This window comes from Turicibacter sp. GALT-G1 (assembly GCF_025594995.1).
Lineage (GTDB): Bacteria > Bacillota_I > Bacilli_A > MOL361 > Turicibacteraceae > Turicibacter > Turicibacter bilis.
On sequence record NZ_JAMQUS010000087.1, the window covers coordinates 1 to 374 of the forward strand.

Genomic DNA, 374 nt, shown 5'->3' on the forward strand with positions numbered 1-374 from the left:
ACTTCGCCACAATCGCCATTTAAACTCGTTGGCAGGGGTGGCAGGAATCGAACCCACACTAACGGTTTTGGAGACCGCTGTTCTACCGTTAAACTACACCCCTATTTATCTGGTGCCGGAAGCAGGACTTGAACCCGCAACCTACTGATTACAAGTCAGTTGCTCTACCAATTGAGCTATTCCGGCAAAATGTATCATTTTGATACATAAATTATTATATATCAACATAAATAAAATTGCAATAATAAATTTCTTTATATTTTTATATCTAATACGTATGGTACCTTACTTTATATCATATATAAGCAAACTTCATTTATGACATAAAAAAAAGAGTTATTTACTCATTATAATAAAATTGGTGCCTAGGGCCG

Annotated in this window: 2 tRNA genes; both read right to left on the minus strand. The window is 35.3% G+C overall.

The features are described 5' to 3' along the window. Positions 1–29: 29 nt before the first annotated feature. Positions 30–103, minus strand: a tRNA-Trp gene (locus NEH74_RS12735). 7 nt (positions 104–110) lie between these two features. Continuing rightward, positions 111–186: transfer RNA gene (locus NEH74_RS12740), tRNA-Thr, on the minus strand. Positions 187–374: the final 188 nt, after the last annotated feature.